General features: G+C 48.4%; 15 protein-coding genes. 11 read left to right on the top strand and 4 right to left on the bottom strand.

All coding sequences use genetic code 11. The annotated features are described in order from the left end of the window. The first annotated feature begins 316 nt into the window (after positions 1-316). The 5 genes from rpsD (at position 317) to F3H20_RS16120 (ending at position 3,194) form a co-directional block, all read left to right on the top strand. A complete protein-coding gene (gene rpsD, locus F3H20_RS16100; RefSeq protein ID WP_149735910.1) occupies positions 317-910 on the top strand; it encodes a 30S ribosomal protein S4 in 594 nt (197 codons plus the stop codon). 39 nt (positions 911-949) lie between these two features. Next, positions 950-1,600: a hypothetical protein gene (locus tag F3H20_RS16105; RefSeq protein ID WP_149735911.1), complete on the top strand. Its 651-nt coding sequence runs from the start codon at positions 950-952 to the stop codon at positions 1,598-1,600. A 102-nt stretch (positions 1,601-1,702) separates the two neighbouring features. Beyond that, positions 1,703-1,969 (top strand): STAS domain-containing protein, encoded by a 267-nt coding sequence (locus F3H20_RS16110; RefSeq protein ID WP_149735912.1) that lies wholly within the window; start codon positions 1,703-1,705, stop codon positions 1,967-1,969. Positions 1,970-2,077: 108 nt separating this feature from the next. After that, complete coding sequence (locus tag F3H20_RS16115) at positions 2,078-2,506, top strand: flavodoxin (protein ID WP_149735913.1); 429 nt, start codon at positions 2,078-2,080, stop codon at positions 2,504-2,506. 43 nt (positions 2,507-2,549) lie between these two features. Further along, the gene (locus tag F3H20_RS16120; RefSeq protein WP_149735914.1) at positions 2,550-3,194 is read left to right on the top strand and encodes a DUF3793 family protein; all 645 of its coding nucleotides are present in this window, start codon (positions 2,550-2,552) and stop codon (positions 3,192-3,194) included. A gap of 237 nt (positions 3,195-3,431) precedes the next feature. Here the strand turns inward: F3H20_RS16120 and F3H20_RS16125 are convergent, their stop codons facing one another. The 4 genes from F3H20_RS16125 to F3H20_RS16140 form a co-directional block, all read right to left on the bottom strand. After that, positions 3,432-3,656 carry a 50S ribosomal protein L9 gene (locus F3H20_RS16125; protein WP_091749280.1) on the bottom strand — a complete coding sequence of 75 codons (225 nt, stop codon included), beginning with the start codon at positions 3,654-3,656 and terminating at the stop codon, positions 3,432-3,434. 195 nt (positions 3,657-3,851) lie between these two features. Then, a complete protein-coding gene (locus F3H20_RS16130; RefSeq protein ID WP_149735915.1) occupies positions 3,852-5,957 on the bottom strand; it encodes a heavy metal translocating P-type ATPase in 2,106 nt (701 codons plus the stop codon). Next, positions 5,957-6,484 (bottom strand): HMA2 domain-containing protein, encoded by a 528-nt coding sequence (locus tag F3H20_RS16135; RefSeq protein ID WP_149735916.1) that lies wholly within the window; start codon positions 6,482-6,484, stop codon positions 5,957-5,959. Before F3H20_RS16135 ends, F3H20_RS16130 begins: the two co-directional genes overlap by 1 nt. 8 nt (positions 6,485-6,492) lie before the next feature. Continuing rightward, positions 6,493-6,987 (bottom strand): HMA2 domain-containing protein, encoded by a 495-nt coding sequence (locus F3H20_RS16140; RefSeq protein WP_149735917.1) that lies wholly within the window; start codon positions 6,985-6,987, stop codon positions 6,493-6,495. A 566-nt stretch (positions 6,988-7,553) separates the two neighbouring features. Here F3H20_RS16140 and feoB point away from each other — a divergent pair. From feoB to F3H20_RS16170, 6 genes are all read left to right on the top strand, one after another. Further along, positions 7,554-9,929, top strand: coding sequence for a ferrous iron transport protein B (gene feoB, locus F3H20_RS16145; RefSeq protein WP_149735918.1), 2,376 nt, complete (start codon positions 7,554-7,556; stop codon positions 9,927-9,929). Between the two features lie 26 nt (positions 9,930-9,955). Next, a complete protein-coding gene (locus F3H20_RS16150) occupies positions 9,956-10,117 on the top strand; it encodes a FeoB-associated Cys-rich membrane protein (protein WP_149735919.1) in 162 nt (53 codons plus the stop codon). A 52-nt stretch (positions 10,118-10,169) separates the two neighbouring features. Next, positions 10,170-11,231 (top strand): GGDEF domain-containing protein, encoded by a 1,062-nt coding sequence (locus F3H20_RS16155; RefSeq protein ID WP_149735920.1) that lies wholly within the window; start codon positions 10,170-10,172, stop codon positions 11,229-11,231. 19 nt (positions 11,232-11,250) lie between these two features. Then, a complete protein-coding gene (locus F3H20_RS16160; RefSeq protein WP_149735921.1) occupies positions 11,251-11,883 on the top strand; it encodes an HD-GYP domain-containing protein in 633 nt (210 codons plus the stop codon). A 71-nt stretch (positions 11,884-11,954) separates the two neighbouring features. Continuing rightward, positions 11,955-12,263 carry a DUF2325 domain-containing protein gene (locus F3H20_RS16165; protein ID WP_091749300.1) on the top strand — a complete coding sequence of 103 codons (309 nt, stop codon included), beginning with the start codon at positions 11,955-11,957 and terminating at the stop codon, positions 12,261-12,263. A 393-nt stretch (positions 12,264-12,656) separates the two neighbouring features. Continuing rightward, entirely contained in the window at positions 12,657-13,031 is a 375-nt protein-coding gene (locus F3H20_RS16170; RefSeq protein WP_149735922.1) for a YkvA family protein, read from the top strand. The last annotated feature ends 54 nt before the right edge of the window (positions 13,032-13,085 follow it).

Consider the following 13,085-nt stretch of genomic DNA (forward strand, 5'->3'; position numbering starts at 1 on the left):
ACATCAATTCCTACTGCGTTCATAAAGTACACTCCCATTACAGATTTGCAATTGGCGGCCCAGTCTTCTATCGTTGCCGATTCTGTCTGTTTGGTGACACGGACGCACTGGTGAACAGTGGTTCTACCTGCATAAATCGAACGCTGTGAACGAGAGGCTGGCTGACTGGCTTATAACCGGACGTGGTTAGTCCTTGGAGTGATACGTCGGCCTACTGCTCTCTCATTCTAACAGCTTAGGCAACAATGCGGTGAATAACATGGATGTCCATGTTTTGAACCGTAAATATATAGTAACAGGAGTGAGAAAAAAGGCAATGGCCACAAGAAGAGAACCGCGATTTAAACTATGCCGCAAACTGGGTGTCAATATTTACGGCCATCCCAAAGCACTGAGCCGGTTGACAAAGGATGGGGCAAGAAACCGGAAAAAGACCTCGGAATATGGATTGCAGTTATTGGAAAAACAAAAGTTAAAGGCTTATTATGGTTTGCTGGAAAAGCAGTTTTCCCGCTATGTGGAAAAAGCGAAAAAGGGAAAAGACATTACCGGTGTCGCTTTGCTGCGGCTCTTAGAGACCAGATTGGATAATCTGGTATACCGGATCGGCTTTGCCAATTCGATACGGCAAGCGCGGCAAATGGTTACCCATGGACATATTACACTGAACGGCAGCAAGGTTAATATTCCGTCCTGCCATGTTAAGATTGGTGACTGCGTTGCCTTGCGGGAAAAGTCCCGGGAGAATGAGATGTTTGCCGGCAATTTTCTGGAACTGAAGTCTTTTGAGGTTCCTTATATCCAAAAAGACTTTACGGCATTTAGCGGAACGTTAACCCGCCTGCCTGAACGGGAAGAAATTCCTATTGAAGTCAATGAAATCCTGGTTGTTGAGTTTTACTCGAAATAAGCCGGGAATTCCCCGCTTGTTTTCAAAGGAGGTTGGCTTATGTGCAAATATGACAGTCATCACTTTTGGGAAGGAGCTCTGGCTCAAAAGAGAGATCTTTGGCAGAGTAATGTCGGTAGCTTGGACTCAGCCGATGCGGCTGTTTTTATTAACACAACCATCCTTGACTATGGGAGAAACCGGCTGGATAATAACTGGGCCTGTTATTCCGATATAAAGTCTTTGCTCGGTTTTGTTCAGTATGTCTATCTGCCGCTGGCTTTTTATTATGTGATACATCAGAATGAGGAAGAACTGCTGATTCCCATGTGTTCAACGAAGGAGCTGGTGGAGCAGATCCGCCAGTCCGGTTCGGCTCATGCGGCGGTGATGGAAAGAACGCTGGATACTCTTAGCCTGTTATGGGAATTGGATGATGAAAGCTGCCTGACTGAACTGCGGCGGTTTTGCATCGGCCATAATGAGTATTGGAAGCGAACCGGTGTAATTTTGCATATCGGCATTTATGCCGATACTTATGAAATTGCCCGGGATATTATGACGATCAGCGAATTTCCGGAAGTGGTGGAAGAGGACATTGGACTGACTGGTGAGCAGTTGCTGACCATGTGCCGCCATTTTTATGAAGATGCCCTGATGCGCCGTAATTTTGTAAAAATATTAAATAACCGGATTGGCTGCCTTATCTAAATAGGTGCTGTTTGTCCGGTTGCGCCAGACAGGAAGGTCTTGCTTTATAGTGATAATGATTATTATTATAAAAACATTCAATAATGGTCAGGAGGAGCGCGCATGTCGATTTGGAGTAAAGCTGATTTTCAGCAAGTAAAAATAACGGTACAGGGCGATGTCCTGGCGGAGCATCTGGAACTGTTAGAGAACTACCTTTTAGACAGGCTGCACTATGGCTACCGGCGTATTTTTTTGGATATGAATGCCGTGCGGTCTTTCCATCCGGCCTTAATTCAGTTGTTGGTCTATATCCGGCGTCAGTTTGACAAACAGGGCGGTAAACTTTCCATTGACTACCGTGACGGCATAATTGGAGAGTGGAATTAGTGCCTTGTCAGTCTTGAAACGGCAGAAGTATGCCAGAGAAGGTACTGGCGAGAAGGGCTATCGTGAAAAGCGTACATAAAAATAAGAATACTTAAGGAGGCGTTTCTAATGAAGCAAGTTACAGTCGTTTACTGGAGTGGAACAGGCAATACCGAATTGATGGCGAAAGCGGTCGCCGAAGGAGCGAAAGGGGCAGGCGCTACCGTGAAGCTGCTTTCGGTGGAGGACGCGTCGCCGGAAGAGGTGCTCGCTGCCGATGCCATCGCATTAGGTTGCCCGGCGATGGGTGACGAGGTGCTGGAGGAAAGCTTTATGGATCCCTTTGTGGAGGCGTTGGAAGGTCAGGGGATAGAGGGAACCGCCCTGGCTCTCTTCGGTTCTTATGACTGGGGTGATGGCCGTTGGATGCGGGAATGGGAGGAGCGGCTCTCGGAGCATAAGGCCAAAGTCGTGGGAACGTTAATTATTCATAATACGCCGGACGAAGAAGGTTTGGTCGAGTGCCGGACCCTGGGCGAAAAGCTGGCTGCCCAGTAAGTTATTTTCCGGATAAATAAGTAATCAGGGATAGGGGAAGGTTATGATGCCGCAAAATGTAATACAAGAGGAGACAACTGCCATAGCCGGGCAAAACCAGTCTAAAAAAGACCGGTTCTTGCGCTGGCTGGCAGTTGAACTGGCACCCACTTTATGTGGCAGTAAGCCGTCGACCATTTTATCACTGATTAATACAAAATCACAGCAAGCTCTTTTGCTTTGGCGGGAATACGGCAAAGCCGTTTTTTGTGACGCCGGCGTCCGGACGTTGTCGTTGCGCAGCTTTGCCGATCGGGAATGCGTGCTCTTCTATCGGTCCGATACGTTGCTGTGGTGCATAAACCGGCCTGCTTACCGGGCCTTTCTGGAAAACCTGGGCTATCCCGTGACGCAGGGAAGTGAGGCTTGCCTGGCGGTGCTTAAAGAGCGTTTTCGCCAGTGCTGTCCGCATGAAATCGGTGTTTTTTTGGGGATTCCCCTTAAAGATGTGCTGGGCTTTATGGGGATGATCTCATTAAGAGAAACCTGCCGCCGGGATTGGTGCATTTATGGCAATCCGGAGGAATCTATTGCTGTTATTGAGCGCTTTGCCCAGGATCGTACCCATGTGGAACGGCTGCTGGCGATCGGTTTTTGTCCGCAGGAGATTATCTGCCGGGGAAAAGAGCGTTTGTCCTATACGGCATAATATCAGGTATTGCTGCAAGGTCAGCCGGCCCGGTAGGGGACGGCCGTTTTATATGATCGAAAATATTAATCCGGCTAAAGCGTGTAATTAACGAAATATGCATAAAAAGCACCGTCAGGCAACGTTTCGGACAGGCTGAAAACATATTCTAAATAAACAGCAAGGCTCTTGTTTTTCTCATAGAAGAAGACAAGAGCCTTGCTGTTTTTATACGTATAAAAATAAGAAGTCGTTTGGTTAACCGTTTACCGCACCTTGCTGTTTTTCAGCAATCAAATCTTCCAGACGTTCTTTTTGCCGCAGTAATTCTTCCAAGGGAGGTTCCGCCGGAACGCTTCCCGGTTGAATGGGCAGCAGAGGAGTAGCACTGCGGGCTGCTTGTTCGCTCATCAGTTTGTAGCCGAAAGCCCCGGCGATGGTGCCAACAACCAGACCAATCCAAAAATCGCTTCTTGTAAACATTCGTTTCACCCCCTTTCTTAGAAACCACTGATTTATTCGCACTGCACGATCTGACGAATCCTTCTCTACCGGGCCGCGTCAGCAAAACCTTAAAATAGCTAGGCTTTCTTTTGGTTTTACTTTCTAGCCGGACGAAAGAATCTCTCGCCATGCCGACAGATCACAAAATCAACGATTCCCTAAGCAAGTGCTTTTTTATTGGGAGTTCTTCTTTGGCAGCAACAGTCTGGCGCTGTTAAGAACGACGCCAATGGTAGCGGCGTTGTGAATCAGGGCGGAAACCATCGGATTAGTACGCCCGACTGCACCGAGCAGCATGGCTGCCGTATTTACGGCAATAGTAGCGGAAAAGTTTTGCCGGACAATATTCATCGTCGTTTTGCCAAGTGAGACCACTTCGGAGAGCACCAGGGGATCTTCGGAGTTGATGGTAATGGCGGCGGATTCCACGGCAATATCGGTACGCCGGCCGCCCATGGCTACGCCTACATCGGCAAACGCCAAGGCCGGTGCGTCGTTAATGCCGTCACCAATCATCAGAACTTGTGATCGTCGCTGCATACGGGTCACCAGTGTGGCCTTATCTTCCGGCAGGACACCGGCATGGTAGGCATCCAAATCTAAGGTGGAAGCTACATGTTTGGCCACTGCCTCGGTATCGCCGGTAATCATCACAACCTCATCGACGCCGCGGCGCCTGAGCTGATTGATTGTTTTCTTCCAGGTAGGGCGGATGGGATCGCTGACAATGAGCAAGCCCAATAGCTCCTGTTCCCGGGCGACAAAGATCAGATTATAACCGTGGTCGGCTGCGAAATCGTAGTCGAGAACTGTCATCGTCACGTCGTTTTCCTTCATGAAACGGAGGCTGCCTACCAGTATCTGTCCGCCGCAGAATTCTTTGAAATCAGGGATTTCCGCCCGGATGCCGTGGCCGACAATTGTTTCGGTATGTTTATGAGGCGGTATATCCCAGCCCTTATCGGAAACATATTCTAGGATGGCGGAAGCCAACGGATGGGCGGAATGATATTCAGCGGAAGCAGCCAGTAACAATAGCTCCTCTTCCGGTACTTGATCGGCTGTTTGAATGGCGATAATTTGAGGTTTGCCTACCGTAATAGTGCCTGTTTTATCGAGGACGACTGTATCGATACTTGCCAGAGCTTCGATATAGTTGCCGCCCTTGACGAGGACTCCGCGGCTGGCTGCTTGTCCAATCGCCGCCGAAATAGCAGTGGCGGTGGAAAGTTTTAAACCGCAGGAAAAATCGATAAACAGCATATTCAGGACGCGCTGCCAGTCCTTGGTAATACCGTAGACGAGACCGGCGGCAATAAAGGATATCGGCACCAGCATATTGGACATACGGTCGGCGAAGTTCTGGACCGGAGCCCGGCGTGTCTGCGCCTCCTCAACCATGTGGACGATACGGGCCAAAGCGGTATCGTCGCCGACCTTTTCGACCAGTATCATCAGATAACCGTTTTGCAGAACGGTTCCCGCATATACATAATCACCGATAGTTTTTTCAGCCGGGACATATTCACCGGTGATGGAAGATTGATCCACGGCGGCGGCTCCGGCGATAACTTTGCCGTCTACGCATATTTTCTCACCCAAATGAACGCTGACCCGGTCCCCGGCTTTAATGCTGTCCAGGCTGACCTTGATTTCGTGACCATCTGCTTCGGCTTTCCAGACAAACTGCTGGTCCAGATGCAAAAGCTGCGAAATATGCTTACGGGCCCGCTCGGCCGTATAAGTGGTCAGCATCTCGGCAAGATTGGACAGGGAAAGCAAGGTTAAGCTGGATTCCGGTTTGCCACCGATAATAGAAGCAAAAACAGCCGTTGTAGTCAGCGTGTCGGCGTTCGGCTGGCGATCAACGGCTAAACTACGGACGCCGCTCACAATAAATTTGCGGGCGGCAAACAGAACATAGGCGCTCCGGGCGAGCTGCAAGGTGGAAAATAAGCCGGGAGAGGTCATGCGAAGTAACTGAAAGCCGACTAAGCCGATGCCGGAGAATATGGCATCGCGGCGGTATTCGGCAAATTCCTCGTTCGGGTCATACTGCGGAGCGGGCCGTGGTGCCGGCTTGCTGGACAGGACACGGTTCAATACCTGCTGCAATTGTTGAAACGGCAATGTGCCCGTATAATGAATGATCAGCTTTCCGGTATGGTCGGTATAGGCGCTGGCTATGGCGGGCAACTGACGGATGGTTGCCTCCAAGAGGGCCGCATCACGTCCGGTTAGGCCGCCGCCTAAAGGAAGGGCCAGAGATTGGTAGACCATTAGTTTCGTCCTTTCATTAGAGAATAAGCCCACCAAAGAAGTTGATAGCCTGACGGACGGTAGGTGGCTGCTGCCCCAAGCTTCTGGCTGCCCCAGACAAGAAAAAACAAGGCCAGTACGGTCCTGATATCCAGTGTTTTTTTGCTGTGCTCCAGCAGGCGGTGGTTTAAGAGGCGGACCTTACGGCGAATGGTGTGGCCGACCTGTCCGTAAGCAGACTGTGATGAAGGCTGCTTTTGCACCTGATCGAGATAAGCTGTTAGCTGATCAATGACGGAGGAATCACAGGTGTGCTCAATCAGAATATTGCCGGTTTCGGCGGTAAACTCGATTTTTTTCAGTCCCGGTATGTAAGGTAAGGCTTGCTGCCAGGTTTGGATAAGAGCGGGGTTGTGAAGCAAAGCGCTGTGATGGTAACGCCGCCTTCCCGGTAAAGCATGAAGAAGCACAAAACCTTTGTCTTTAAGTAAAAGGTGTAAACGGCGTCCTGCGGAAATTCCCAGAGCTAAACCGGTGAAATATGTCATAGTTCCAACTACCTCCTGTAATGTGCCAAAGCAAACTGTTCCAGTTCCTGCAGAAAGGAGCTGCCCACTACTGCCTCGGGAGTATATTGCAGCAATATGGAGCCTGTGGCCGTACTGACCGAAAAGCCGGTCAGCTCCGGAACAGCCGTTAACAGGCGATTCAGTTCCGCGGCGACAGACTGGTTGTTCAGTAGATGCTTTGAGTAAAGGCGGATTCTGCCGGGAAGGTAGTGCTGAACCTGAAGAGATTGAAGAAATTGTGAATGCCGGCTTGTTTGCAGAGAATTTTTATATTTGGTTAACCAACCCATCGTTTCCTGCTCCTTTTTTAACATGCCTGAAAAGTGGTGACGGTGCTGCCAGGTATGGAACAGCGACAGCATGGCAAGACAAGAACCCAAGAGGATATGATAGCGCCTGCTGAACGGCAAAGAGGCGAGATTTCCTAGCAGGGATAGTAACAGGCCAGCATTGATTCGTTCCCGGTTGTTACTTAAAAGCACAAAACAGCCCCCTTTATATAAATGATAATGATAATTATTTTATATTGCTACTTAATTCTATCGGTGTTTGGTATGATTTGTCAATATATGAAAAAGCCTGTCCTCACTGAAATTTCCCGGAAATAAAATTCCTGAAAATTCCGGCGGGACAGGCAGCAGCAGGATTACGGCCTACCAGCAATAATAATATTCGGTCAAAAATAACAGAGCAAATAGTATGGCCAGCAGCAGTGCATCGCAAAGACAATCGTTTTTTGCCAATAACATAACTAAGGCCTCCTTATATTTATACAGCTTGCCTGAAACCTTCTTTATAAAACAATTTTGCAATATTAGGGCAAATGACATTTTTAGCAGTATATGTGGAATGTTGTATAAAGTGACAGAAACCCAAAAGAAATCACTTGTCAGACGCAAATAAACGGCAAATTACTCATTAAAATGAAATTATCAAAAAAGTTTTACTTTTTATAGTGTCTTGACAGATGCATAAAAATTATATATCATGTATGTGAAAATGATTATCAATATCTTGATTGCTTTATTGAAGTGCAGGAGGAAGAAAAGTGGAAAAAGTGAATGTGACTGTGGCTTTGGCCGGTAATCCTAACTGTGGTAAAACCACGATTTTTAATAATATTACCGGATCGCGCCAACATATCGGGAATTATCCCGGTGTGACAGTAGAACGACGGGAAGGGGTACGGCGGTTTTTGGACCGGGATTTGGTTATTGTCGATTTGCCTGGTACTTACAGTCTTACGGCCCATGCGTTGGACGAAGTGGTGGCGCGAAACGTTATTATTGATGAAAAACCGGACATTATCTTGAATGTAGTTGATGCATCCAACCTGGAAAGAAACCTGTACCTCACGGCACAATTATTAGAATTGGAACGGCCGATGGTTTTGGGCTTAAACATGACCGACGTGGCGCAAAGCATGGGACTGGAAATTCAGGACCAGGTGTTAAGTGAAAAACTGGGCGTAACCGTGGCGCGGATGATTGGTAACCGGAATCAGGGGACAGAAGACCTGCTGAAAGCGGTTGTCGAGATTGGGGCTGTCAAGCAGAACCGGCCATTTACTATTCATTACGGTACGCAGATTGAGGAAAAAATCAGTCAGATTGTCATAGCGTTGGAGCCAATTGTGGATGCCAAATACCCGGTTCGCTGGCTGGCAATTAAACTGCTTGAAAATGATGAAGACATTATTAATATAGTAAGCGGTGTAGCCGGCGGTGTGGCTGTTTGTTCCTCGGTTGGGCAAATCAGAGAAGAGCTTAAGGGCGTTTTGGGTGATGATCTGGAAATGATCATTGCCGAACTGCGTTACCGTTTTGCCGGAGAGCTATACCGGGCGGTTACGAAAGTGAAAGGGTCGAATCAACTGGATTCTTTCTCCGATAAAATCGATAAAATTCTTACTCATCGACTATTGGGCTTGCCGCTCTTTTTCGGTGTCATGTGGTTATTATTTAATTTTGTATTCTGGGTTGGCGGCTATCCACAGGGCTGGATTGAAAACGGTACGGCCTGGCTGGGGCAAGCCGTGGGCAGCCATATGGCGGACGGCGATTTGAAAGCCTTGATCCAGGATGGTATTATCGGTGGCGTGGGCGGTGTTATTACCTTCCTGCCCAATATATTGTTATTGTTTTTAGGGATTGCTCTTCTGGAAGATACCGGCTATATGACCAGAGCAGCTTTTGTTATGGATCGGGTCATGCGTGGCGTCGGTCTTCACGGCAAGTCCTTCATTCCGTTGCTGTTAGGCTTTGGATGCGGCGTGCCGGCTATTATGGGGGCCCGTACACTGGAAAACCCGCGGGACCGGATGGTGACCATCCTGATTTCACCGTTGATGAGCTGTAGTGCCCGTTTACCGGTGTATACACTTTTGATTGGTGCATTCTTTGCTAAAGACTATGCGGGAACGGTGCTGTTCTCCATCTATATTCTGGGGATTGTTCTCGCCGTGGTCATGGGCGTTATTTTCCGCAAATATCTCTTCGCCGGCGAACGGGAACCTTTTGTTATGGAAATGCCTCCTTACCATATGCCGACCCTCAAAGGGGTTGCCGTTCATATGTGGGAACGCAGTGTCCTATATTTGAAAAAAGCGGGTACCATTATTCTGGCTGTTTCAATTATTATCTGGTTTTTAAGCAATTATCCCAGTGAAGTTCCTTACAGCAAGGATTTTGATCAGGCTAAGGCACAGGTGGAAGAACAAGTCGAGGCGCAAATCGCCGAAACGATTTATCAGCCACTGGGTATTGAAAAATTAGAAGACAATCAGGAACTGGCCGATGCTGTACAGAAGATTGAAGAAGTAGAAAAACAGACCGAGGAGGCTACGGCTGACTTGGAAGAAGGCAGCCCGGAACTGGAAGCCCTGCAGCAGGAGAAAGAAGCCAAATTGGCTGAACTGGAAGCGCAGTCCCCTGATTTGTATCCGGTAGCACAGCAATACCATGAGTTTGATCAGCAGAAGCAGGAAGAACTGGATAAACTGGACAAGGAACAAACCGGGGAAAAACTGGCTCAAAGTTATGCAGGTCAACTGGGTAAAGCGATTGAACCGGTGATTAAGCCGCTGGGCTTTGACTGGAAAATCGGTGTTGGTCTTGTGGCTGGTTTTGCCGCAAAGGAAGTTGTGGTAAGTACGATGGGAACCATCTACAGTGTGGGTGGTGACGATAAGGATGCCGGAGCCTTGCAGGATGCCTTGCAGGCTGACCCGACCTTTAATCCGCTGGTGGCTTATGCGCTGATGGTATTTGTCTTGATTTATACGCCTTGTATCGCAGCTCTTTCGGTTATTAAGCGGGAAACCAACTCCTGGAAATGGATGATCTTCAGTGCCGTTTACTCCACAGTCCTGGCTTGGGTTGTGACGTTTGCGGTATATCATATCGGTTTGATGCTGGGGTATTAAGTAGATCAATAAGGGAGGGATTCGTCATGGAGACAATCATTTTGGCGCTTATCGGACTCGGGGCCGTCGGTTTTGTTGGCCGCAAGATATGGATGACTTTTCAGGGGAAAAGTTCCTGCGGCTGCGGCAGCAGCTCTTGCTCCGGTGAAAGCGCGGACAAAGGTTGTTCTTGTTGCCCCCCCAAATAGTGTGAGTATTCCCGGGCCGCGGCACGGGTGTTGTTCAGGGGAGGCATCCTTTTTGGTAAGCAGACTTCGTTTGATGTTTTTACTGGCAGTGTTAATGCCGCAGGCAGTGATGTTTTTTGTGACCCATGGTTCGGCGATGGCAACGAACAGACAGTTCAGTGAGGTGCAGGCTTGCACCTTAGCCGTTGCTTTGCTGCTGGGGTTGTTTTTACCCGGTATAGCCGCCGAGTGGGCTGTTGGTAAAAGGCTGCACCGTATGCGCCGAATGTGCTCGCGGGTTAAGCGGGGAGATTATCAGGAATTGCTGCCTGTACCCAATGAATCATCTGAAGGCGACTCACTTGATCCCCTGCTTGCGTTAATGCGCGATATGAACTGGATGGCCCGCCACATTCAAATACGGGAACAGGATATTACACGGATGATTGACGACCTGCGGCAATCCCGGGAAGCAGTGCGTGCGCAGAATCAGTTTCTTACCAATGTGAATGAGGAGCTATTAGCTGCTCAGATGGAGCTGCAGGAACGTACCACTGAGCTGGAGACTGCCTGCCGCCAAATGGAGACAATGGCCATGACCGATTCCTTGACGTCAATTGCTAACCGGCGCTGCTTTTTTGAGCATCTGGAACGGCATTTTGCCGCTAGAATATGCCGGTGCAAGCCGATATCCCTGATGATTTTGGATATTGACAGATTTAAGACAATTAACGATACCTATGGGCATCAAGCCGGCGACAGGATTTTGATGCGGCTGGCCGAAATCATTCGAGAAAGCAGCCGGGACAAGGACCTGCCGGCCCGGGTGGGCGGTGAGGAATACGCTCTTCTATTACCGGATACCGATTCCCAGGGAGCCATTGCGGTGGCCCGGCGCATTCAAAGCAAACTGGCGGTCAGCCGATTTGCTCTGGATTCCCGGGAACCGGCAACGGTTGTTTCCATAACAGTTTCTATTGGTGTGTGTACCATGGTGACACTCCCTTGCTGGGACAGGGATAAGCTGTATAGTTATGCCGATCAGGCGCTGTATTACTCAAAGAACAATGGACGCAACAGTATATCTTTTTATAATCCTGATACCGAATCAATCGCTGAGGTAAGGCTTAACTAACTGTGAGAAAGGATAACTTATGGGATCGCATTTGATTACTTTGGATGATTTGCATGAAGTAGTGGAGGCGCTGGCCTTAGCTCTGGATGCGAAAAATTCCTGCATGTGCGGGCACTCGGAACGGGTGGCGGAGTTGGCCCTGCTGTTGGCGGCAGAACTTGGCTTTTCACCGGAAGAACAGATGAAAATACATATTGGTGCCCATTTGCATGACATTGGCAAAATCGGCATTCCTGACAATATATTGAATAAAGAGGGGAAGCTGACCAAGGAGGAGTTTGATCTTATAAGGGAGCATCCGGTCATTGGTGACAGTATTGTGGGGCGAATTCAAGCTTTTCGCTCTATTGCCGACAGTGTTCGCTATCACCACGAGCGCTATGACGGAAAAGGTTACCCTGACGGTTTGCAAGGAGAAGAAATTCCGATTGAAGCCAGGATAGTAGCGGTAGCAGATTCGTTTGATGCCATGACAACCGTCCGGACTTACCGGAGAGCGGTTTCACTAAAAGAGGCACTGGCGGAGATTGTTCGCTGCCGGTCTACGCAATTCGATCCGGTGGTAGTCGATGCCTTGTTACAACTGGCCGCTGAAAATAAATTGTATAGTATGTGTTATGAACGAAATACTAAGATTGCAGTCACAGGGTAAGGCTGCAATTTTTTAAAAACCTTTAATTGAGAATGAATATCAATATTAATTAGAAAAGAGGAGAGATTTATATGTCGATTGTTATCGTTGGCGGAGATTATCTGGGAAACATCGAGAAGAACCTGTATGCCATGGGAGTCAAGGAGCTTACCCATATTTCGGGACGCAAGCCGATCGACCGGAACAAGATCAAGATTCCCCAGTCCACTTCCTTCATTTTAGTACTAACCGACTATATTAATCACTGTACAGCTCAGAATGTGAAATGCATCGCTAAGTCCAAGTCGATTCCCATGGTATTTGCCAAACGGTCTTGGAGTTCAGTGGAAGAAAAAATAAAACAACTGGAGACCAGCGGTCCGTCTGCCTTGAAAGCATAAAAGGCTTAGCGGGAATTTTTCTGTAAGGCGAAGCGGGGAAGGCACGCCTATCGGACATAGGTAAACCGGCGACAACGGAGCATGGCGGGGAAAAGACCAGTGAAATCATTATGATTTCAGTGTAACCAGGCCACTAAATAAAGGGGATAATAGAAATAGGAAATACATATAGCTATAGTTAAAAAGAACCACTGTTGGCCGATGAGACAGTGGTTCTTTTGCATGACGGTTCAAGCTTGCAAAAGAAGGATTTCAGCCCGGATGATGAGAAGTTGGGGGAGAGGCAGTGATTCGCCTACTTTGAGGGCGTAAAGGACTTCAAAGGAATTTCATCGTAAGATGAGGCGGCGGCGCGCCTTGTCTGGAGGAGATTGGGATAAGGAGGCAGTGGAAATGGGATATGAACAAGAATATTCTGAGGCATCCTTTTGGAGTAAGGCCCGGAAAACGGCGAAGAAAGCCGGTAAAAAAGTCATCTACAGTGCTTTGCTGTTATATTACACAACGCGGCGGCCGGAGACGCCGCGTTGGGCAAAAACAGCCATTTATGGCGCGCTGGGTTATTTCATCTCCGTGATTGACTTCATACCGGATGTGACTCCTTTTGTCGGCTATGCCGATGATCTGGGGGTACTTGCCATAGCTCTTTCCGTTTGCGCGGCCTATGTAAACGAAGAAGTAAGACAAAAAGCGCGGGAAAAACTGTACGACTGGTTTGGCGAGGAGGCGTTGACAGTCGAGGAAACGCTCGAAAGGTCCAGAAAATAGATGCCATGTCTTGCATAATAGCTGGCAGTTGTGGTATTATCAAAATGGTTTTAT

This window comes from Propionispora hippei DSM 15287, from assembly GCF_900141835.1.
Classification (GTDB): Bacteria; Bacillota; Negativicutes; order Propionisporales; family Propionisporaceae; genus Propionispora; species Propionispora hippei.